The organism is Ruegeria sp. CG11 (assembly GCF_056537245.1).
In genome coordinates this window covers 173,393-193,466 of record NZ_JBQFRE010000001.1, presented here as the reverse complement: position 1 = coordinate 193,466, position 20,074 = coordinate 173,393, and the positions used below count along the sequence as shown (strand labels likewise).

General features: G+C 58.1%; 20 protein-coding genes. 5 read left to right on the top strand and 15 right to left on the bottom strand.

Features of this window, described 5'->3' with window-relative positions:
* Positions 1 to 14 precede the first annotated feature (14 nt).
* The gene (locus tag ACR0KW_RS00910) at positions 15 to 1,028 is read right to left on the bottom strand and encodes an NADPH:quinone oxidoreductase family protein (protein ID WP_480803332.1); all 1,014 of its coding nucleotides are present in this window, start codon (positions 1,026 to 1,028) and stop codon (positions 15 to 17) included.
* Between the two features lie 133 nt (positions 1,029 to 1,161).
* On the opposite strand from ACR0KW_RS00910, the gene ACR0KW_RS00905 reads away from it, so the two are divergent.
* Together ACR0KW_RS00905 and ACR0KW_RS00900 are read left to right on the top strand one after the other, a co-directional pair.
* Positions 1,162 to 1,980, top strand: coding sequence for an SDR family oxidoreductase (locus ACR0KW_RS00905; RefSeq protein ID WP_480803331.1), 819 nt, complete (start codon positions 1,162 to 1,164; stop codon positions 1,978 to 1,980).
* A 21-nt stretch (positions 1,981 to 2,001) separates the two neighbouring features.
* Complete coding sequence (locus ACR0KW_RS00900) at positions 2,002 to 3,024, top strand: phosphotransferase family protein (protein ID WP_480803330.1); 1,023 nt, start codon at positions 2,002 to 2,004, stop codon at positions 3,022 to 3,024.
* Here the strand turns inward: ACR0KW_RS00900 and ACR0KW_RS00895 are convergent.
* Positions 3,021 to 3,626 (bottom strand): DsbA family protein, encoded by a 606-nt coding sequence (locus tag ACR0KW_RS00895; RefSeq protein ID WP_480803329.1) that lies wholly within the window; start codon positions 3,624 to 3,626, stop codon positions 3,021 to 3,023. The two genes, ACR0KW_RS00900 and ACR0KW_RS00895, sit on opposite strands and share 4 nt — an antisense overlap.
* A gap of 175 nt (positions 3,627 to 3,801) precedes the next feature.
* Between ACR0KW_RS00895 and ACR0KW_RS00890 the strand changes: the two genes are divergently transcribed.
* Positions 3,802 to 5,022: a serine hydrolase domain-containing protein gene (locus tag ACR0KW_RS00890; RefSeq protein ID WP_480803328.1), complete on the top strand. Its 1,221-nt coding sequence runs from the start codon at positions 3,802 to 3,804 to the stop codon at positions 5,020 to 5,022.
* A gap of 51 nt (positions 5,023 to 5,073) precedes the next feature.
* On the top strand, positions 5,074 to 5,943 hold the full coding sequence (locus tag ACR0KW_RS00885) for an acyl-CoA thioesterase (RefSeq protein ID WP_480803327.1): 870 nt from the start codon (positions 5,074 to 5,076) through the stop codon (positions 5,941 to 5,943).
* Here the strand turns inward: ACR0KW_RS00885 and ACR0KW_RS00880 are convergent.
* The 12 genes from ACR0KW_RS00880 to ACR0KW_RS00825 all read right to left on the bottom strand — a co-directional run bounded on the left by ACR0KW_RS00880 (position 5,940) and on the right by ACR0KW_RS00825 (position 17,698).
* Positions 5,940 to 6,707 carry an SDR family oxidoreductase gene (locus ACR0KW_RS00880; protein WP_480803326.1) on the bottom strand — a complete coding sequence of 256 codons (768 nt, stop codon included), beginning with the start codon at positions 6,705 to 6,707 and terminating at the stop codon, positions 5,940 to 5,942. The two genes, ACR0KW_RS00885 and ACR0KW_RS00880, sit on opposite strands and share 4 nt — an antisense overlap.
* A gap of 112 nt (positions 6,708 to 6,819) precedes the next feature.
* The gene (locus tag ACR0KW_RS00875; RefSeq protein ID WP_480803325.1) at positions 6,820 to 8,049 is read right to left on the bottom strand and encodes an acyl-CoA dehydrogenase; all 1,230 of its coding nucleotides are present in this window, start codon (positions 8,047 to 8,049) and stop codon (positions 6,820 to 6,822) included.
* A gap of 111 nt (positions 8,050 to 8,160) precedes the next feature.
* Positions 8,161 to 8,850: a phosphate regulon transcriptional regulator PhoB gene (phoB, locus tag ACR0KW_RS00870; RefSeq protein WP_170324914.1), complete on the bottom strand. Its 690-nt coding sequence runs from the start codon at positions 8,848 to 8,850 to the stop codon at positions 8,161 to 8,163.
* Positions 8,851 to 8,861: 11 nt separating this feature from the next.
* Positions 8,862 to 9,563, bottom strand: coding sequence for a phosphate signaling complex protein PhoU (phoU, locus tag ACR0KW_RS00865; RefSeq protein WP_480803324.1), 702 nt, complete (start codon positions 9,561 to 9,563; stop codon positions 8,862 to 8,864).
* Between the two features lie 16 nt (positions 9,564 to 9,579).
* Complete coding sequence (pstB, locus tag ACR0KW_RS00860; protein ID WP_480803323.1) at positions 9,580 to 10,377, bottom strand: phosphate ABC transporter ATP-binding protein PstB; 798 nt, start codon at positions 10,375 to 10,377, stop codon at positions 9,580 to 9,582.
* 12 nt (positions 10,378 to 10,389) lie between these two features.
* Positions 10,390 to 11,751, bottom strand: a complete 1,362-nt coding sequence (pstA, locus tag ACR0KW_RS00855; RefSeq protein WP_480803322.1) for a phosphate ABC transporter permease PstA — start codon at positions 11,749 to 11,751, stop codon at positions 10,390 to 10,392.
* The gene (pstC, locus tag ACR0KW_RS00850; RefSeq protein ID WP_480803321.1) at positions 11,748 to 13,220 is read right to left on the bottom strand and encodes a phosphate ABC transporter permease subunit PstC; all 1,473 of its coding nucleotides are present in this window, start codon (positions 13,218 to 13,220) and stop codon (positions 11,748 to 11,750) included. Before pstC ends, pstA begins: the two co-directional genes overlap by 4 nt.
* A gap of 83 nt (positions 13,221 to 13,303) precedes the next feature.
* Entirely contained in the window at positions 13,304 to 14,359 is a 1,056-nt protein-coding gene (locus tag ACR0KW_RS00845; protein ID WP_480803320.1) for a substrate-binding domain-containing protein, read from the bottom strand.
* Between the two features lie 203 nt (positions 14,360 to 14,562).
* Positions 14,563 to 15,609, bottom strand: a complete 1,047-nt coding sequence (locus ACR0KW_RS00840) for a sensor histidine kinase (protein WP_480803319.1) — start codon at positions 15,607 to 15,609, stop codon at positions 14,563 to 14,565.
* Positions 15,610 to 15,627: 18 nt separating this feature from the next.
* A complete protein-coding gene (locus tag ACR0KW_RS00835) occupies positions 15,628 to 16,152 on the bottom strand; it encodes a gamma carbonic anhydrase family protein (RefSeq protein ID WP_480803318.1) in 525 nt (174 codons plus the stop codon).
* Positions 16,149 to 16,790, bottom strand: a complete 642-nt coding sequence (gene gmk / locus ACR0KW_RS00830; protein ID WP_480803317.1) for a guanylate kinase — start codon at positions 16,788 to 16,790, stop codon at positions 16,149 to 16,151. Before gmk ends, ACR0KW_RS00835 begins: the two co-directional genes overlap by 4 nt.
* Before the next feature lie 17 nt (positions 16,791 to 16,807).
* The gene (locus tag ACR0KW_RS00825; protein WP_480803316.1) at positions 16,808 to 17,698 is read right to left on the bottom strand and encodes a YicC/YloC family endoribonuclease; all 891 of its coding nucleotides are present in this window, start codon (positions 17,696 to 17,698) and stop codon (positions 16,808 to 16,810) included.
* A 231-nt stretch (positions 17,699 to 17,929) separates the two neighbouring features.
* On the opposite strand from ACR0KW_RS00825, the gene ACR0KW_RS00820 reads away from it, so the two are divergent.
* Positions 17,930 to 18,604 (top strand): PAS domain-containing protein, encoded by a 675-nt coding sequence (locus tag ACR0KW_RS00820; RefSeq protein WP_480803315.1) that lies wholly within the window; start codon positions 17,930 to 17,932, stop codon positions 18,602 to 18,604.
* A 57-nt stretch (positions 18,605 to 18,661) separates the two neighbouring features.
* On the opposite strand, the gene ACR0KW_RS00815 is transcribed toward ACR0KW_RS00820, so the two are convergent.
* Positions 18,662 to 20,032 (bottom strand): class II 3-deoxy-7-phosphoheptulonate synthase, encoded by a 1,371-nt coding sequence (locus ACR0KW_RS00815; protein WP_480803314.1) that lies wholly within the window; start codon positions 20,030 to 20,032, stop codon positions 18,662 to 18,664.
* Positions 20,033 to 20,074: the final 42 nt, after the last annotated feature.

The window sequence follows — 20,074 nt, the reverse complement described above, 5'->3', positions numbered from 1 at the left end:
TGAGGGAAGTTACGTCACTCACCTTCGGCGTGAGCCGGCATTGTCACCACCGTCTTCCCAAGCGCGGAACGGCTTGTCATATGCGTCAACGCCTCTGAAGCGCGGTCCAACGGATACCGTGCATTGATCTTTGGTTTGATCTTAGCTTCGCTGTATAACCTAAACAAATCCCTCACATTTTCTGAATGTCTAACCGGGTCGCGCATCACCGAAGCGCCCCAGAACACACCCATAATCTGGCACCCTTTGAGCAGCGGCAGGTTCAGCGGGATTTTGGGAATGCCTGCCGGAAAGCCCACCACCAGAAAACGCCCGTTCCAAGCCATGGCTCGTAGCGCGGGTTCAGCATAGTCTCCACCGACCGCGTCATAGACGACATTTACTCCTAGTGGCGCGGACAAGTCTTTGATTTCAGAGGTGAACTTCTTCTGAGAATCCTTATCCATGTCATGCGCATACAGAACCGTTTCGTCTGCACCGAGACTCCGGCAGAAATCCGCCTTGTCCTGCGAGGATACGGCAGCAATCACCCGCGCACCCATGGCCTTGCCCAGTTCGATCGCCGCGGACCCTACGCCGCCCGCGGCGCCCAGCACGAGCAACGTCTCGTCGGGCTGCAGATCGGCTCGGTCCTTCAGGGCGTGATAGGAGGTGCCGTAGGTGAAAATGAAACAGGCCGCGTCTTCGAACGGCATCAAGTCAGGGAACTTGACGGCAGTGGCCGATGGGATCGTCAGATGCGTGGCGAACCCGCCATGCCCGGTCAGTGCCAGAACACGGTCACCGATTTCGAACCCGCTAACGCCTTCACCGACGGCCAGCACTTCGCCTGCAATTTCACCGCCCGGTGCAAAAGGACGAGGCGGTCTGATCTGATAACGGTCCTGAATGATCAACGTGTCCGGAAAATTGACACCGGCTGCCCTGATTCCGATCAGCAACTCACCCCGTCCGGGTGATGGATCGGGGAGGGTGGTCAATTCCAATGTATCCGGCCCGCCCGGCGCGACGCTGAGTAAAGCTTGCATATCAGACCCGTTATCCTTGTTATTCAGTAGATAAGAGCTTTGGCGCAGCAACAGGTCTTGTCAAGAAAGCACCTGTTTTGCTCATCGCCCTCAATTACGGGGAAGCACCCGCCACAGAACACAGGAGCAGACCATGACCCCCGAAACGCTTTTTTCATTGCAGGGCAAGACTGCGCTTGTCACCGGTGGAGCAACCGGGATCGGCCGCATGGCTGCCGAGGCTCTGGTGCGGGCAGGCGCGCGCGTTCTGATCGCCTCTCGCAAAGCCGATGCCTGTATTGCTGTCGCAGAGGAACTGAATGCGCTGGACGCCCCCGGCCGGGCCGAGGGGTTCGGCGGCGATGTCGCCACCAAAGAAGGCATTGAGGCACTGGCATCCGAGATCAAAAACCGCACGGATCACCTTGATATTCTTATGAATAACGCAGGTGTAAGTTGGGGTGCACCGATGGGTCAATTTCCCCATGAAGCCTGGGAAAAGATCATGTCGGTCAATGTCGCGGGCCTGTTTGACCTCACCCAAAAGCTGCTGCCAATGCTGATGAAATCCGGCTCAGCCGACGATCCCGCGCGGGTGATCAACGTCGGCTCGGTTATGGGAGAGGTGCCGATGGGCGACGGGGCCTACAGCTATTCGGCGTCAAAGGCCGCCGTTCTGCATCTGACCAAGATAATGGCCAAGGAGTTCTCGCCATACCACATCACGGTCAATGCGCTGGCACCGGGGCCTTTTGTCTCGCGCATGACCGCTTTTGCCACAGGCGACGAGGAGACACGGGAAAAGGTCGGCAAATCCGTCCCCTTGGGCCGCGTGGGGCGTGAAGAGGATATCGCCGGCTGCATGTTGTTTCTTTGCGGGCGCGGCGGTAGCTATGTGACCGGCGCGGTGATCCCGGTGTCCGGCGGCATCAATGTGGTGACGGCAGGCAATATCTTTGCCGAAGCGTTGTAAGCTGAGACACGGAGGATCAGGATGAGCAGCACGCACTTGGACATCGCAGCCGTCGACGCCTATCTCAGCGCCCATCTTCCGGGGTATCAAGGTTCGCTGGAGGCTACCAAGTTTGCGGTCGGCCAGTCCAACCCGACCTTTCTACTGCAAACCCCCGAGAAAGCGTATGTTTTGCGACGCAAGCCTCCGGGGGTATTGTTGAAATCCGCCCACGCGGTGGATCGCGAATTCCGTGTGCAGGCCGCTCTGGCCGACAGTGCAGTGCCGGTGCCGCGAATGTATCTGCTGTGTCAGGATGACAGCGTCATCGGATCGGACTTCTACGTCATGGAGCACCTGAACGGACGCATATTTCTGGACCCCACTATGAAAGGTGAAAGCAAAGAAACGCGCACCGCCGTTCTGACTGAGATGAACCGAGTTCTGGCCGCGCTGCACATGGTCGATGTCGAGGCGGTCGGGCTGTCCGACTATGGTCCGCCGGGAAACTACTTCGAACGCCAGATTGCGCGCTGGATCAAGCAATACCGCGCTTCGGAAACCTCGGACATCCCTGAGATGAACGCGCTGATCGAAGCGCTTGAACATGCAGTGCCCGAGGATGACGGCCAAAGGACGCTGGTACATGGGGACTATCGCATCGACAACCTGATGTTCGAAAAACACGGGACCCGGTGCATCGGCGTTCTGGATTGGGAACTGTCAACCATCGGCCATCCTTACGCGGATCTGGCGGCGGTGATCATGCAGTGGAGAATGCCGCCTGGAACCGAGGGGCGGGGGCTGGCAGGTATCGACCGTGACAGTCTGGGGCTACCGTCCGATCAGGCCTTTATCGAACAGTACTGCCAACGCCGCGGTCTGTCCGGCATCGACAATTTCGGCTTTTATCTGGCGTTCAACTTCTTCCGAATGGCGGGAATTCTGCAGGGTGTCTACAAACGCGCGCAGGACGGCAACGCATCGGACCCGAAACGCGCCCTTGTTCTGGGCTCGTATGTCCCGATGTTCGCTCAGCATGGGCTGGCCGCGCTAAAGGCCTAGGATACCTTTGAAAGTTCTAGTTCCATGTTTCCCAGACTGTTCTTGCCAAAGAACATCTCGGACCCCACGAACATGCTGGGAACACCAAACACGCCGCGTTTAACGGCGGCCTTGGTCTGATCCTTGAGCTGCTGCTTGACCTCGACGCTGGTCATCGCCTCGCGGATCTTGCGCACCGGCAGGTCGTTTTCATGCAGGATCTCTGTGAGAACTCCGATCTCGTCGACCTTTTGACCGTGCACCCAAATGGCGTCAAAAATAGCGCCTATATAATTGCCTTCCCAGGGTTTTCCCGACGCGAACACCGCCCCGCGCATAGCAAATTTGGTGTTGACCGGAAAATGTGGGCTCATGTGAAAACTCAAGCCCCGGGCGCGAGCGAACCGGTGCAGATCATGGGTCAGATAGGCCGTTTTCTGGCGGTTTTCCGAAAACGCCTGAAACGGGTTCCGGTTATTGGTGGCCTTGAAAACCGTAGCCAGTAGAACGGGAACGTGGTTCACCTTGGCGCGATGTTTGTCGGCAAGAGCGGGTAGGGCCTTGTAGGCGAGAAAAGCATTCGGGCTACAGAAGTCGTACACAAATTCAATATGTTGCGTCATATTTCTCCTCCAAGAAGGTTGGGTGGCGAAATGTCTCCAACTCGTAACCAGCGAATCCGCTACCTGCCCAGTGTAGCAGCCCAATGGCTCAAACGGATCATTCCGGACGAATTCCCTGTCAATTCAGCGTGTAAGACCGCAAGATCGCGGCCATGAGACAGAGGGCAGACAACAAATGACAGCGTTCGACTCCACGCGCCTGAACCGTATCACCGACTGGATGCAACGCTATGTCGATGAACGGAAATATGCGGGCAGTTCCTTGCTGGTGAAGCACAAAGGAACCGAGGTGTTTTTCAACGCCTGCGGGCAGAGAAGCATCGAAAACGATCTACCGTTTCAGCGCGATACGATCGCACGCATCTATTCGATGACCAAGCCCGTGACCACTGTCGCACTGATGATGCTTGCCGAGCGTGGGTTGTTTCATCTGGACGCACAACTATCGGATTTCCTTCCAGAATTTCGCAATGTGCAAGCTTTGATCCCGGGTGCGGAACGAATAGACCAGACCGAGTATGCTCCGACACCGACGCTGCATCAATTGCTGACCCACACAAGCGGCTTAAGCTATCCGTTCAACCCCGGAGTGCTGCCCAAGGCGATGGATGAACAGGACCTGATGTTCAAGCCAAATCAAGGACTTCTGGCGGATCGTGTGACCGATCTGGCCGCCCTTCCACTGGCGTTTCAGCCAGGTAGCCGCTGGGAGTATTCCGTCGGCATAGATGTTCTGGGTCGCGTGATCGAGGTGGTCTCGGGCCAAACGCTGGATCAGTTCTTCGCGCAGGAAATATTGGGGCCGTTGGGGATCCAGGATACCGGGTTTCGGGTATCACCTGGGGCAGCGGATCGGTTCGCCTCGCTCTACACACCGCTGGCCGGAGACGCGATGGCATTGAATTCGGCTGAAACCGGCGGTGACACCCTGCGACTTGTCGATCAGGCCGGAGAGTCACCGTTTGAACACACCAGCACGTTTTCGGGCGGCGGTGGCTTGGTTGGCACAATCGACGACTTTTCCCGCTTTGCCGAAATGCTGCGGAACCGGGGGCAGGGCAACGGGCACCGTCTGTTGGGGCTCAAAACCGTGGATTACATGCTGTGCAATCACTTACCAGGCGATATTGCTTCGATGGGACCACAGAGTTTTGCCGAGCAACCCATGGAGGGCACCGGTTTTGGCTTGGGTGGTGCGGTGGTGCTGACTCCTGGTCGAACCCGGGTCCCAGGCTCGGTTGGTGATTTCAGCTGGGGCGGTATGGCCTCGACCTTTTTTTGGATCGACCGGGTGAACGATCTGACAACCGTCTTCTTCACGCAGTTGTCGCCATCCAGTTCCTATCCATCACGGGCAGAGCTTAAAGCACTTGTCCTCGGGGCAATGATTGAATGACCTTTCCGGCGCTGATACCCATGCCCAAGATGACCAACCGGAGACCTTAACATGACCGAGGCAGAACGCATCCTTCTGGACCTTTTGAACATCGAAAGGCTTGAAGTCGACCTGTTTCGCGGCACCGGTTCCGGCGGTGAGACGCCGACCCGTATCTTTGGCGGACAGGTTATTGCTCAGGCACTGGCCGCCGCTTACCGCACTGTCGAAGATCGGTTGTGCCATTCTCTGCACGCTTACTTCATTCGCGCCGGAGACCCATCCATTCCCGTTATTTATCAAGTTGATAGGGCACGAGATGGAGGTTCAATGACCACGCGGCGCGTAGTCGCGATCCAGAACGGCAAGCAAATCCTCAACATGTCGGCCTCTTTCCATGTTCAGGATGAAGGTTGGGAACATCAACATGCCATGCCACTGACCGAGGCCCCGGAAAACTACCCGGAACGATCCGAGTTGCGGCAGCGATACGTTGATCTGGTTCCCGAAAAACTGCGCGGAGAACTGTTGCGTGAACGTCCAATCCAGGTGCGTGAAGTGAACCACCTGAATCCCTTTAGCCCCGAAAAATCTGACGATCACAATCAGATCTGGTTCCGCATGGGCGCCGCCGCGGGGGCCGATCCGGTAACTCAGCATCTTCTTTTGGCTTACGCGTCAGACATGTACCTGATGACATCAGGATTGCGGCCGCATGGGCTGAGTTTGTTCAGTAGTGAGGTCAATTTTGCCAGCCTGGATCATGCATTGTGGTTCCACGCGCCGGTTCACTTTGAAAACTGGCATCTTTACGCGATGGAGTCGCCATGGAGCGGGCAGGGACGCAACTTCAACCGCGGCTCGATTTACGCACAGGACGGCACCCTAGTCGCCTCGGTCGCACAAGAAGGCCTGATGCGTAAAGCGCGCAAAATGCCTTAGCTGTCTTCGATAAACTGCTGATTTAACTTACGCATACCGCCAAGCCAACGGTCATAATCTCCGGCTTTGTGGCGGATGTAATCCAACACCTGAGGATGCGGTAGCACCAGAAACTGCTCGGTACGGATGGCCTCGACACAAGCCTGAGCCACGTCTTCAGGTTCCAACATGCCATCAATCGACGCGACCGAAACCTCGTGGCCACGCGTCATTTCTGACCGAACGGCTTGCGGACACAGAACCGACACACGCAGGCCTTTGTGTCCGTAGGTCAAAGACAACCACTCGGCAAAACCAACGGCCGCGTGTTTCGTCACGCCATACGGCGCGGCGCCGGGCTGGTTCAACAATCCTGCAGCCGAGGCCGTGATCATGATGTAGCCGCTGCCACGCGCCATCATCCGCGGCACCAAGTGGCGCGCGGCCCAGACATGGGACATCACATTGATCTTCCAGATCCGATCCCAATCCTCGTCAGGAACCTCTGGGCCGCCAAGGGTGAGAATACCAGCGTTCGCACAGAACAGATCAATCGGACCAATCGTATCCTCGACGGTCTCAATCAACGTTTTGATGTCAACTTCGCGCGAAACATCGCAAACCAGCGCGTGACCACCAATGTCCTTGGCCACGCTCTGAACACCGTCTTCGTCAATATCCGCGCAAATGACATTGGCACCATCACGGGCGAACCGTTCAGCCAGACCTTTGCCGATACCCTGAGCGGCTCCGGTGACAACCACAGTTTTTCCGCTCAGTTCCATGTCTCAATCCCGAATGCTGGTTCAGGTTCGTACGGTAACTTGTTTGATTTGTTGTGCAATCTGGTTTTTGTCGTCAATATCGTTTAACCATAATACCAATTACACGACATCCTCAATAGAACGCCTGTAGCCCAGTCTGTGCCCGCCCAAGGATCAGCGCGTGTACATCATGCGTGCCTTCATAGGTGTTCACCGTCTCGAGGTTGACCATGTGTCGAATGACCTGGAATTCCAACGAGATACCGTTGCCACCGTGCATGTCACGCGCCATCCGCGCGATATCCAGCGCCTTGCCGCAATTGTTGCGTTTGACGATCGAGATCATTTCGGGCGCGGCTTCGGCCTGATCCATCAGACGGCCAACGCGCAGGCTCGCTTGCAGCGCCAAGGCGATCTCGGTCTGCATGTCCGCCAACTTTCGCTGATACAACTGCGTTTGCGCCAGCGGTCGATTGAACTGTTTCCGATCCAGACCGTATTGACGCGCGGCGTGCCAGCAGGATTCGGCGGCCCCCATAACCCCCCAGCTGATGCCATACCGCGCACGGTTCAGGCAGCCAAACGGACCCTTGAGGCCCTGAACATGCGGCAGCAGCGCGCTTTCGTCGACCTCAACACCGTCCAGAACAATCTCGCCAGTGATCGAGGCGCGCAAGCTCAGTTTGTTCTGAATTTTCGGTGCGCTCAGACCTTTGAGGCCCTTATCCAGAACAAAGCCGCGGATTTTCCCTTCATGAGCATCGGACTTGGCCCAGACCACAAACACATCCGCAATCGGCGCGTTCGAGATCCACATTTTGCTGCCGGTGAGACGATAGCCACCGTCAATCTTCTCGGCCTTTGTTTTCATGCCGGCCGGATCCGAACCTGCGTCAGCCTCGGTCAGACCGAAACAGCCGATCCATTCACCGCTGGCAAGTTTTGGTAGGTATTTCCGGCGTTGTTCCTCGCTGCCATAGGCATAGATCGGATACATCACCAGCGAGCTTTGCACCGACATCATCGAGCGGTAGCCAGAATCCACACGCTCGACCTCACGCGCGACCAAACCGTAGGAGACGTACCCTGCCCCAAGGCCGCCGTATTCCTCGGGGATCGTGGTGCCCAGCAGGCCCATGTCGCCCATCTCGCGGAAAATCTTGGGGTCAGTTTCTTCGTTCTGGAACGCCTCAGTCACGCGCGGCTGCAGCTTTTCCTGCGCGTAAGCCTGCGCGCTGGCCGCGATCATGCGTTCGTCTTCGTTCAACTGATCGGACAGACGAAACGGGTCATCCCATGCAAACTTGCCCATGTCGGGCGCATCTTTGGCTCGCAATGCGGGCTTGGTGTTTGGGGCGTTCATGGTGCTTCTCCGCTTAGTCAGCTTCGACGCAACCTAACCCGGCCCCAAACCAAAAGACAGTAAGAGTTTTGCATCTGACCATGAGCAAAACTCATACCCCTGCCCCGGTTTTTACCCCAGCGCGTATCCTGCGCCGCGGACGGTGCGCACCGGGTCTTCACCGCCGTGCTGCGTCAGCGCTTTACGCAGGCGGCCGATATGGACGTCGACGGTGCGCGTATCGACATAGATATCGCGGCCCCAGACCCGGTCCAGCAGTTGTTCACGGCTCCAGACGCGGCCCGGCTTTTCCATGAAAGTGCTCAGCAGGCGGAACTCGGTTGGACCCAGTTTCAAAGGCTTGCTGTCACGGCTGACCTTATGTGTCTCGGAATCCAAGACGATGTCGTCAAATTCCAGCCGTAAACCAACGGTTGCCGGACGCACGCGGCGCAGCTGGGTACGCACCCGCGCCATCAGTTCGACCACCGAATACGGCTTGACCACATAGTCATCCGCGCCGGTTTCCAGACCACGCACCTTGTCGACCTCTTCGGTGCGGGCCGAAAGCATGATGATCGGGATCGACCGCGTATCCGGGCGGGATTTCAGGCGGCGGCAGACCTCGATGCCGCTGAGGTTCGGCATCATCCAGTCCAGCACGATGATGTCCGGGTGTTCCTCATCGACCAACAGCATGGCTTCGTCGCCGCTGGCGGCCTTGGACACGCGGAAACCTTCAGCTTCGAGGTTATAGGCAAGCACTTCACGCTGTGCCGGTTCATCCTCGACAACCAGAACGGTCGGTTGATCAGCGGACATTCGTCAAACTCCTAGGCGGATTGCGAGGTTATATCAGCTTTAGGGCGGGCCTCGGTCGGGCGTTCCCCGGTCACGAGATAGACAACTTGCTCAGCAATTGCGGTCACATGATCGCCCATACGCTCGATGTTCTTGGCGATGAAATGCAGGTGCATACAGGACGAGATGTTGCGCGGGTCCTCGGCCATGAAGGTCAGGAACTCGCGGAACAGGCCGTTATACATCTGGTCCACTTCCTCGTCGCGGTTGATGACATCGGTGGCCAGTTCGGCATCGCGTTGAATATATGCGTCCAGCGCATCTCGCAACATCAGTTCAACCTCGCGCGCCATGCGGCGCAGAGCGGCAGCGCTACCGTTGATCTCACCAGCATTGACCAAAACCGTGGTCCGCTTGGCGATGTTCTTCGAATAGTCACCAATGCGCTCGAGGTTGCCGGACACTTTGAGCACCGACAAAACCAAACGCAAATCACTGGCTGTCGGCGCCCGCAACGCAATCAGGCGCGCAGTTTCTTCGTCGATCAACTCCTCCAAAGCGTCGATGGCCTTGTCACCCTGACGGACCTGCTGGGCCAGCTCTTCGTCGCGGGTTTCCAGGGAGCGGGCTGCGCCCATAATAGCGGCTTCGACCAGCCCACCCATCTTCATGATATGGGCTTGAATTGCCTCGAGATCGCGGTCGAAAGCAGATGCAATATGTTGTTCGGTCATATCTGAATACCTGTGCTCAGCCGATCCGGCCGGTGATGTAGCTTTCGGTGCGGGGATCTTCGGGGTTGGTGAAGATCTGCCCCGTCTCGCCAAATTCGACGAGGTTGCCGAGGTGGAAGAATGCGGTTTTCTGACTGACCCGCGCGGCCTGTTGCATCGAGTGGGTCACGATCACCACCGAATAACGCGAGCGCAGCTCATCGATCAGCTCTTCGACCTGTGCCGTCGCAATCGGGTCCAGGGCCGAGCACGGCTCGTCCATCAGCAGAACTTCGGGTTCGGTCGCGACGGCGCGGGCGATACACAGACGTTGCTGCTGACCGCCAGACAGACCGGTGCCGGGGGCATCCAGACGGTCTTTGACCTCATCCCAGATCGCGCCGCGACGCAAGGATTTCTCAACGATCTCATCCAGTTCCGCCTTGTTCTTAGCAAGGCCGTGGATGCGCGGACCGTAGGCCACATTGTCATAGATCGATTTGGGGAACGGGTTCGGTTTCTGGAACACCATGCCCACCTTGGCGCGCAGCTGCACTGGGTCGACGCGCTTGTCATAGATGTCTTCGCCGTCCAACAGGATATCGCCTTCGACACGGCAGATGTCGATGGTGTCGTTCATCCGGTTCAGGCAGCGCAGGAACGTGGATTTGCCGCAGCCCGACGGGCCGATGAAGGCGGTCACGGTCTTGTCTTCGATCTGAACATCCACGTCTTTGATGGCATGGGTGTCACCGTAGTAGACCTGAACCTTTTTCGCGGCGATCTTGATATCTTTGGAGTCCACGGTTCTCTCCACTCGTGTCATGTCGTTCATCATAGGCCCCTCTTACCAGCGGCGTTCAAAGCGGCGGCGTAGGATAACCGCGATGGTGTTCATTGTCACAAGGAAGATCAACAGGATGATGATGCCCCCCCATGCGCGTTCGTAAAAGGCCGGGTCGGCGCGTTTGGACCATTCGTAGATCTGCGCCGGCATGGCCGAGTTCGGTGACAGGAAGCCAGCGACAATGCCGTCCGGCGGGTTCGAGGCGATAAAGCCCACCATCCCAATCAGCAGCAGCGGTGCGGTTTCCCCCAGCGCCTGCGCCAGACCGATGATGGTACCAGTCAGAATGCCGGGCGCGGCCAGCGGCAGGACATGGTGGAACACCGCCTGCATTTTCGAGGCCCCTACCCCAAGCGCCGCATCGCGGATCGACGGCGGAACCGCTTTCAGCGAGGCGCGCGTCGAGATGATGATCGTCGGAAGTGTCATCAGCGTCAGCACCAGTCCACCCACTAGCGGTGCCGAGGTCGGCAGGTGCATGTAGTTGATGAAAACGGCCAGACCAAGGATACCGAACACGATGGACGGAACTGCTGCCAGGTTCGAGATATTGACCTCGATGATGTCGGTCAGCCGGTTCTGCGGCGCGAATTCCTCAAGATAGATTGAGGCCGCAACGCCAATGGGCAGCGCCAGCGCCAGCACGACAAACATCATGAACAGCGAGCCCAACATCGATACGCCGATCCCGGCAGCTTCGGGCCGCTGGTCGGACGCGTCGGAACCGAAGATGAAATCCGGGTTGAACGCCTTGTACAGGATACCCGCGTCCCGCAGTTTATCCACGAAATCCAGTTGCTCGACTGAGATGCTCTTGTCATTGGCAATCGAGTCGCGTGTCACGCGGCCCTTCATATAGCCATCGACACGGCTGTTGACCAAAAAGCGGAAGCTGACCGTTTTGCCAATCTCATCGGGGTTCGCGATGACATAGTTCCGCAGCTCAGCTTGCGCCGCCTTGGACAGGATTTTTCCCATGTCCTTGGGCGACAGGTCCGTCTGGATACCCAGCTGAGCGACCTCTGTCTCCAGGGCCGACGCAATCAGCGGCGCATAACCAAAGGTCGATACCTTCTTGATGTCCTCGATATTGCGGTTGCCCTTCTTGTCCAACTTGTCTTCTTTCAGCTCGACACTCAGTTCGAGAAAGCTCTGCTGGAATGCGCCTGTACCGGCGGTGACGATATTGGTCACCAGAACGGCCAGCATCAGAATACCGATACCGATGGCCGCGATGCCGTACAGTTTGAAGCGGCCTTCCGCAGCATTCCGACGTTTGGTGCGCGCATCCTTTTCGAACAGCGACCCGCCTTTCGGCTTCGCAGCAGGAGCAGCGTCAGAGTTTTGGGAAATATCGGTCATTCGTACTGCTCCCGGTATTTGCGTACGATGTAGAGGGCAAAGATGTTCAGCCCCAGCGTGATGATGAACAGGGTCAGACCCAGCGCAAAGGCCACCAGCGTTTCGGGGCTGGCAAAGTCGGTGTCGCCGGTCAACTGGCTGACAATCCGGGTGGTGATGGTGGTCATCGCCTCGAACGGGTTGCCCGAGAATTTGGCGATTGCACCTGCGGCCATCACCACGATCATCGTCTCACCGATGGCACGGCTGGCGGCCAAAAGGACGGCGCCCACGATCCCCGGCAGCGCGGCGGGCAGAACCACCTGACGCACGGTCTCGGATTTGGTCGCGCCCAGCCCCAAAGAGCCATCGCGCATCGACTGTGGTACCGCATTGATGATGTCGTCCGACAGCGACGAAACAAACGGGATCAGCATGATGCCCATGACCAGACCTGCGGTCAGAACTGCATTGGAACTGGCCATCCAGCCCAGACCCAGCGCACCTCCCGCTCCGAACAGCGACACCAGCGCCGGACCCACCGTCAGCAGGGCAAACAGACCGTAAACGATGGTCGGGATACCGGCGAGAATTTCAAGTAGCGGCTTGGCAATCGCACGGGTCGCACCCGAGGCATACTCGGACAGGTAAATCGCGGCGAACAGGCCGATTGGCACGGCCACCAGCAGCGCGATCAGAGAGATATAGAGCGTGCCCCACAGCAGCGGCAGGATCGATAGCTCACTGCCGCCGCGAAAGTTCGGAGCCCAGGTGCTGCCGAAGAAAAAGTCTTTCCAAGAATGCAACTGGAAGAAGTTCATGGTTTCGAACAGCATCGACAGTACGATGCCGACCGTGGTCAGAATCGCAATCGATGCGGCCAGCAGCAGCAGCGCCAGAACGCCCTGCTCGACTACGTTGCGCGCGCGGAATTCCTTGTGCGTCCGCACATAGGCAAAGGCTGCGCCTATCAGAGCCAGCGCCAGCACGATAACTTGCATCGCCACTGCCCCGGTCCCGGTCATGCTGCGGTATTTCTGCGCCGCAACCAGAATGGGTTGGGTGACGTCCTGCGTCAGAACCTGACCCGCGTCTTTCAGTGCCGACGTCAGCGCGTCAATATCCGCGTTCGCGTCCTGAGCCTGGGCCTCGGTCAACGCTCCGGTGGCCACGGCACCGTTCAGGCCGTTAGCAACGCGGCGCACTTCGCTCATGATCAGGCCGCGATCCGATCCTTCGGGAATCGCCGTATCAGGGATGAGACCGGACACCGTGCTGTTCACGATCATCGGCTGCACCAGAAGCCAGACAATCAGTACGCCCAAAGCCGGAACAAGCGCCGACAAGGCAACATTGTAGCCATAGTAGGACGGCAGAGAGTGCAGTTCGCGTGTGTCACCACCCGCGCTTGCCAGTGCACGGGACCGACCCGTGAAATATCCGATCACTGCCAGCGCAAGCAGGATAAGCAACAGCCAGGATAACGCCATGATAACTCCGTGAGGATGGCAGAGATGGAGTCAAAAAGAACCGGGGCGCGCATAAAACGCCCCGGTTCCATTCACAAGGGTGATTAGGAACCGCCGCCCAGAACGGTTTCGTTGGCAACGGCTTCCTGAACATTTGCCAGTTCCGGATCTGAAACCAGACCATACTCGGCCAGCGGGCCGTCGGGGCCTGCGATCTCGTCAGCAACGAAGAACTCGGCATATTCTTTCAGGCCGGGGATCACGCCGATGTGGGCTTTCTTCACGTAGAAGAACAGCGGGCGCGAAACCGGGTATTCGCCGGATGCGATCGACTCGGTCGAAGGCACGATGCCGGACATGGTCGCAACCTGCAGCTTGTCGGTGTTGTTCTCGTAGAACGCCAGACCAAAGACGCCGATGCCGTCCTTGTTGCTGTCGATGCGAGCCAGGGTCTCGGTGTAGTCGCCGTCGATGTCGACCGAAACGCCGTCGGTGCGCAGAGCGATACAGGCTTTCTCAGCCGCTTTCTTCTTGGCTTTGTCGCTGTCGCCTTCTGCGGCGGCCAGATAGACATCAAAGTCGCCCAGGTGCTCACAGCCAGACAGGATCACTTTGTCTTCGAACACTTCACGGGTGCCGTGCTTGGTGCCGGGGATGAAGGCCGCGATCGGCTGCGCCGGGAACTCGGGGTTCACGTCGGCCCAAGTTTTGTTCGGGTTTGCGACCAGCTGGCCGTCAACGACGATCTGAGCGGACAGGGCTTTGTACCAATCTTCCGGTGTGAACTCGAACGAGTTGCCGTTGATGTCGGATGCGAAAACGATGCCGTCATAACCGATCTGAACTTCGATGATGTCGGTCACGCCGTTGTCGGCACAGGCTTTGATTTCTTTTTCGCGGATCTGGCGCGATGCGTTTGCAACGTCGATGGTGTTTTCGCCAACACCTTCACAGAAACGCTTCAGGCCTGCCGAGGAACCACCCGATTCAACAACCGGTGTCGGGAAGTCAAAGTTTTCACCGAAGGCTTCTGCAACGATCGAAGCGTAAGGCAGGACGGTCGAGGAACCGGCAACCTGAACCTGATCACGAGCGGCGGCCGCAGTGGCCGAGACAGCAGCGATAGCAAGAGCCGAAGCCGACAGTTTTACAAAGGACATCTCAGTCTCCTTGAGAATGTAGTTGGTGATCACCCCCATGATGATCTTGCTGGCACCTCTACGGTCCGCGCGTAAGCCTTTTGTGACAGGTTTGTAACAGCTTTATGACAGTCGGCAGAATTTCTTACCGTCATGACGCATTGCAGACATGCAGCAGTCACATAGGTAAACGAAACTGCTCTGATCGCTGAGAAATTAACGGGTCACCGCGGCAGAATAACGGTGAACGTCGTGCCTTTGCCCAAGTCGCTTTCGACCCGAAGTCGCCCGCGATGGCGGTTGATGATGTGCTTCACGATGGCAAGGCCCAGCCCTGTCCCGCCCAATTGCCGGGACCTGTGACTGTCGGCGCGATAGAATCGTTCGGTCAGGCGTGGCAAATGCACCGCGTCGATGCCTGGACCCTTGTCGATCACCTGAACCCGAACTGCCGGGCCCCGCATTGCTGAATCACGTTCAGACGCAAGCACCTGAATTTCGACGCTGCCGCCACTGCCGCCGTATTTGATTCCGTTCTCGATCAGATTTGTGAAGACTTGGCGCAATTGGTCGTTGTCCCCGGTCAGCGAAACCGGTTCTTCCGGCACTGTCAGGGTCAGTTGCACCTCGGCATCCTCAGCCAGAGGGCGCAGCGAGTTCAACGTCGATTGCAACAGGCCTGTCAGTTCAATCTGCTCTTTCGGCCGCACACGCTCTTCGCTTTCGACGCGGTTCAGGGATAGCAGATCACCAACCAACCGGTTCATCCGATTGGCCTCGTCGTTCATTATCTGAAGAAAGCGTTCGCGGGCGACCGCATCATCGCGGGCCGGTCCGCGCAACGTTTCGATGAAACCCATCAAGGCGGTCAGTGGTGTGCGCAGTTCGTGGCTGACATTGGCGACGAAATCGCGGCGCATCTGGCTGGCCTGTTCGACATGCGTGACGTCCTGAAAGATCGCCAGCAGCGCCCCACCGGACACCGCACCGACACCGTTCAGATACCGGCATTCAACCTCGAACGTGGTGTCCTGCGCGCCATCATTGGACAGGTGGCGCGTTTTGGTCGGGCCTTTGGTGAGCAGGGCCTGTTCAATCGCGTCAATGACCTGTGGCTGCCGCAGGATCGTCGCGAAATGCCGCCCGACGATTTTCTGCGCCAGCAGGGTCTTCGCGTCGGTATTGGCTGCGATGATTCGCTCTGTCTGATCGACCATCAGGGCTGGCATTGGAATGGCCGAAACGAATTCGGCGAGCAGGTCGTCTGACATTGTCTCAATCTTTCCAGACTAGACCACGGGCTTCATCTCATCGCGGAACCGGCGCATGTTCTGCTGGTAGTGCAACGCGCTGAGGGTGATTTTTTGCGCCGCCACCTCATCCAGTTGCCGCACGACCTTGCCGGGCGCGCCCATGACAAGCGAATTGTCGGGAATTTCCCTTCCCTCGGTGATCAAGGCCCCTGCCCCGATCAGGCAGTTCTTGCCGATCTTCGCCCCGTTCAGAACAATGGCTCCCATCCCGATAAGCGTGTTTTCCCCGATTGTGCAGCCATGCAGCATAACCTTGTGCCCGATCGTGCAGTTCTTGCCGATGGTCAGAGGATAACCCGCGTCGATATGCATGATGCAGTCTTCCTGCACGTTGCTGCCTTCGCCCACGCGAATCTCTTCATGGTCGGCGCGGATGGTGCAACCGAACCAGACCGATGCGCCCTGCTCCATTACCACTTTGCCGATCAGGTTGGCATCGGGTGCGACCCAAGTGTTCTCGTGGATTTGCGGAGTGTGTTCCCCCAAAGCGTAGATGGTCATGACAGCCCCTCGAATTCGTTTTGCAGGGTGCGCACGTGGTTTTGCAGGTTTGGCTGCTGAATACGGCGCATCCGCTCGGCACTGACGATGGTTTTCAGCTTTTCCTCGGTCGCATCCAGATCGTCATTCACCAGAACATAGTCGTAATAGCCCCAGTGGCTGATCTCATCCCAGCTTTTCAGCATCCGTTTGGCGATCACATCTTCGCTGTCCTGCCCGCGGGTCTCCAGACGGCGGCGCAGTTCGGGAATCGAGGGCGGCAGGATGAAGATCGACAGCGCGTGCTTGCCCAAATCCGAATTGCGGATCTGAACTTCACCTTGCCAATCGACGTCAAACAGCACATCCCGCCCTGAATTAATGGAATCCCGCACCGGACCAGCGGGCGAGCCATAGAAGTTCCCGAACACGTGGGCGTGTTCCAGCATCTGCCCATCCGCGACCTGTTGTTTGAACTCATCTTCCGACAGAAAGTAATATTCGCGCCCGTGTTCTTCACCCGGACGGGGTGCGCGGGTTGTGGCCGAGATCGAAAACTCAAGCCCCTCGTCCCACGCCATCAGCCGACGGGCCAGAGTGGATTTCCCAGCGCCCGAAGGCGAAGACAGGATAATAAGTAGGCCGCGGCGATCTGCCATGTCAGTCGTTCCCATAGTCATTCAACATTTTGCACTTGCTCGCGCATCTGGTCTATTACCGCCTTCAACTCAAGCCCCACCGAGGTCAGATCGGCGCTTTGCGCTTTCGAACACAGCGTGTTGGCCTCGCGGTTAAACTCCTGCATCAGAAAGTCCAGTTTGCGTCCGACGGCCGCGTCCTGAGACAGCAAGTCCCGCGCGGCGACAACATGGGCTTTAAGACGGTCGATTTCCTCGGTGATATCCGATTTGACGGCAAGTAGCGCCAGTTCCTGCGCCACCCGGTCCGGGTCAGCGCCCTGCGCGTTGTCCAGAACCCGCGCCAGATTTTCCCGCAACGCCTCGGCGGTTTTGTCCTTGCGCTGCTCGGCAAGGTCAGCCGCCTGTTCGGTGAGTTTAGACACCTGCGTCAGTTGCCCGTCCAGTATGTCGGCCAGCGCCTTGCCTTCAGTCTGGCGCATATCGACAAAGGCCACCAAAAGCGGAGCGAACTCCTTGGTCAGCTGCTCGACCAGCGGCGCGGGGTTATCGACTTCGCTACCAGCGTCCAACATGCCCTTGATAGCGATTAGGTCAGCCGCCGTTGACGGTGCCAGTGTGACACCGCTTGCGGCTGCCATTTCCTGCGTGCGGGCTAACGCGGTCAGCGCGGCGGTCATGGCGGTTTCGTTCAGGGCAAGATCGGGCGCAGTTTCATCGCGGCTTAGCTTTAACGACAGCGTGACATTGCCCCGGCTCAATGCTTTTGAGATTTGCGAACGCAATGCTGCTTCAAGTCCGGTCAGCCAGTCGGGCACGCGCAGGCGCATGTCCAGCCCCTTGCCGTTCACACTGCGCAACTCCCACGTCCAGCTATGGGGGCCGAAAGCCCCTTTGCCCGAGGCGAAACCGGTCATGGATCTGATCATTTTAGCTGCCCCTGTCTGCTCGCTTGCTGCACCTAATGCCATCGGCAGGCGCAGGGCAAGAGTTTGCTCACTTTGAACCGAACGCCAGAAGTTAACCATTCATTAAAGAATTACTCCAAAATTGATTTAACCCGTGTCAACCTGACCAAGGCCAAAGGCCGATCGGACGCAAATGGTCCCGGTATCTGGCATTTTAGAAAAATGACGGTCAATCGACGCTAGGGTGATGAAATGAAAACCTTTTTCGGAAACGGTTCCGGGTCAAGTTTTGGAAAGATCGTCGCTATGGATCGTTTTGCCAGCGGGCGCAGCCTCTCGCCCATCCGACAGGTCGAAGCGTACTGGACTGCGCTTCTGACTGGTGACAGCGTGCCCAAACGATCGCAAGTCGATCCGCGTGGTCTTGAGAATATTCTGGAATACACATTCATTCTGGAGCGCATTGCGCCGGGGCTGGCCCGGTTCCGTTTGGCCGGCAGTCATCTGAACAAACTGGCGGGCATGGAAGTGCGAGGAATGCCCCTGACCGCGTTTTTCGAACCCAGTGCCCGCGGCCAGATCTCGGACGCATTGGAGCAGGTCTTTGCCGGGCCTGCGATTGCCGAGCTTGGCCTGGTGTCCGCTGGCAGACTGGGCCGCATCCAATTGCAGGCCCGCATGATCCTGTTGCCGCTGAAAAGCGATCTTGGCGACGTCAGCCGTGTGCTGGGTGTGATGGTCTGTGACGGAGCAATCGGCGCAACGCCCCGCTGGTTCACCATACCGGACACACGCATTCGGGCGGTTTCCGACGTGCAGGCGCCGCAGCAACAGGTGGAACGCGAACTTGCCGGTTTTGCCGAGGATCAGGAGGCGTTCAAACGCCCCGGATCACATCTGCGACTGGTTTCGTCCCGCGACGACTGATCCCAACAAAAAAGGCGGACCGAATGGCCCGCCTTTCTTTTGCAATTTGCCCAGAACTCAGCTGGCTGCGCGTTTGCTGCCATTGCGACGCAGATTGGTTAGCTCCTCCGCAACAAGGAAGGCCAGTTCCAACGATTGCGACGCGTTCAGACGCGGATCGCAAGCTGTGTGGTAACGATCCGAGAGGTCCTCTTCGGTCACAGCCCGCACACCGCCGGTGCATTCGGTGACATCCAAACCGGTCATCTCGAAATGCACGCCGCCGGGGATGGTGCCCTCGGCCTGGTGCACACCAAAGAAGTCGCGCACCTCGCGCAGCACGGAGTCGAACGGACGGGTTTTATAACCAGTCGCCGATTTGATCGTGTTGCCATGCATCGGGTCGCAGACCCAGGTCACCTTGGCGCCTTCTTCCTTGACGGCCTGAATCAGACGCGGCAGGTGCTCACCCGCTTTGCCCGCGCCGAAACGCGCGATCAGGGTCAGACGGCCTTCTTCGTTCTCGGGGTTCAGCTTGGACATCAGAACCTTGAGGTCTTCAGCAGTGGTCGTTGGACCGCACTTCAGACCAATCGGGTTCAGCACGCCGCGGCAGAACTCCACATGCGCGCCGTCCGGCTGACGCGTGCGGTCACCAATCCAGATCATATGGCCGGAACCGGCCAGCCAGTTACCCGAGGTCGAATCAAGACGGGTCAGCGCCTCTTCGTATTCCAGCAGCAGGCTTTCGTGGCTGGTGTAGAACTCGACGGTCGAGAATTCATGCGTAGTATCAGCCGTGATCCCGGCCGCGTGCATGAAGTCGATGGTGTCCTGAATACGGTCGGCGATTTCCGAGTACTTGCTGACATCTTGCTCGTCAGTGAAGCCCAAAGTCCAGGAGTGCACCATGCTCATGTCCGCGAAACCACCGGTCGAGAACGCGCGCAGCAGGTTCAGCGTTGCGGCGGCCTGGGTATAGGCCTGCAGCATCTTGCCGGGATTCGGGATACGTGCCTCGGGCGTGAAGGCCAGCTCGTTGATGATGTCACCGCGGTAGCTGGGCAGTTCTACGCCATCCACAACCTCGGTCGGCGCGCTGCGCGGTTTGGCGAACTGACCAGCCATGCGGCCAACTTTCACCACCGGCACTTTGGCGCCATAGGTCAGCACCATTGCCATTTGCAGCATCACCTTGAAAGTGTCACGGATCGCATCCGCGCTGAATTGTTCGAAGCTTTCGGCGCAATCCCCACCCTGCAGCAGGAAGGCCTCGCCGCGACCGGCGGCACCCAGATGTTGCTTGAGGCGCCGCGCCTCACCGGCAAAGACCAGCGGGGGATACTGGGAAAGCTGAGCCTCGACCTTGGCCAAAGCGGCCTCGTCGGTATAGTCTGGCATCTGAACCCGGGGCTTGTTGCGCCAGTTCGATTTTTGCCATTCGGTCATAGCTTTGATCTCCGCTGAAGTGTTCAGGTGGTCTCTATACAA